Raw genomic sequence first — 1438 nt, 5'->3', positions numbered from 1 at the left:
CCAGGGTCGCGTCGTTCTCGTGATCGGTTCCGTTGCGGCGTGATGTCAGGGTTGCCTGGCTGATGGGGTTGTGTCAGTCGATGCCCAGTGCAGTGAGTGGCCGGTCGAGGCTGCGGCTGTGGTGGCGGAGGCCTTTGGCGATGTTGGTCCAGCCGTCGAGGCGGAGGGTGCCGAGGGCGAGGTTGCGGAGGCCGGCCAGGGCGCGGGGTGCGGTGCCGGTGCGGACGCGGGAGGCGTCCTCCCCGAACGTCACATCGCGGACATGGTGCTCTTTGTTCTCGATCCACCAGTGCCGCCTTACGAATGCCGCGAGCTCCGCGGCCTGCTCGTGGAGGGTGTCCAGGCTGGTCAGCGCGTAGGCGCGGTCGATGGTGGTCTTCCCGTCCCGGACGGTGCGGCGGACGATCTGCAGTGCCTGCGCCGCGTGCGGGAACGGCAGCCGGTACACGGTGGCGGCCTTGATCCGGCGGATTTCGTCGCGGCCCCGGGAGGCGTCCCGGCTGCGGTGACCGAGTGGGACGTCGCGCCAGGGCAGCTGCTTGACCAGCTGGTGCAGGCCAGGGTGGTTCGCCTTGAGCACCGCGATGTAGTGGGCATTCTTCTCCTCGACGAGGAAACGGGCCAGATCGGTCTGGGTGAGCAGGGCATCGAATGTGATCACGTGATCTCCGAGGTCGAGGGGCGCGAGGAGGGGCTTGAACGCGGTGATTTCGTTCGTCTTCGACGGCACTTCGCGCTGGGCGAGGACGACTCCGTCCATGCGGAAGGCGGAGACCAGATGGACCTGCCTGCCGTCGGGACGGACGGCGCCCCGCAGCGTCTTGCCGTCGACGGCGACCTGGACCAGCTCCTTCTCTTTTGGCTGCCTGTCCGACTCCGTCTGCTGGTGGGCGCGTTCGCGCAGGTAGGAGCTGATGGCGGTGTCGAGGGCGTCGCCGTCGAGGCGTTGGAGAATCCGGCGGAAGGTGGCCTCGGACGGCGCCCGGCAGGCAAGGCCGGGATCGGGGTCGAGGACACGGGCCCCGGTGCGGGCGAGCAGATCGCGGGGCAGGTCGGCGGCCCACTCGGCGATTGCGGTCAGGGAACGGGCGCCGGCAAGGATCGCACAGGCCGCCAGGGCGAGGGCGTAGGTGAGCGGGTGACGGCGTCCGCGCCGGATCCTCGGGTCGGGTACCCGCTCGAGGTGCCGGAGCAGGGAGGGTATGTCCGGTTCCCTGACAGTGTCAGCGGAGCCGAGCTGGACCAGAGACGCGGGGATCGGCGAAAATGTGGAGGCAGGCACGGTCTTCCGTTGTGGTGATCAGGGACTCGACACCTCATGATCACCGGAGGTCGTGCCTGCCTCCGCATTCGGCCCGGGGCAACCCACCAGCCCCGCAAAAAGCCACCTGATCACCCATCAACCGGCCCAACCGCGAGAACGACGGAGCCCTGGTCC

1 protein-coding gene is annotated in these 1438 nt (G+C 69.0%); it reads right to left on the bottom strand.

Features of this window, described 5'->3' with window-relative positions; genetic code table 11:
- Positions 1 to 73: 73 nt before the first annotated feature.
- Positions 74 to 1282 carry an ISAs1 family transposase gene (locus tag AC07CM_RS50965; RefSeq protein WP_478883371.1) on the bottom strand — a complete coding sequence of 403 codons (1209 nt, stop codon included), beginning with the start codon at positions 1280 to 1282 and terminating at the stop codon, positions 74 to 76.
- Between the last annotated feature and the right edge of the window lie 156 nt (positions 1283 to 1438).

The organism is Streptomyces sp. NPDC044061, assembly GCF_056434305.1.
This window is presented reverse-complemented; position numbering and strand designations above follow the sequence as displayed.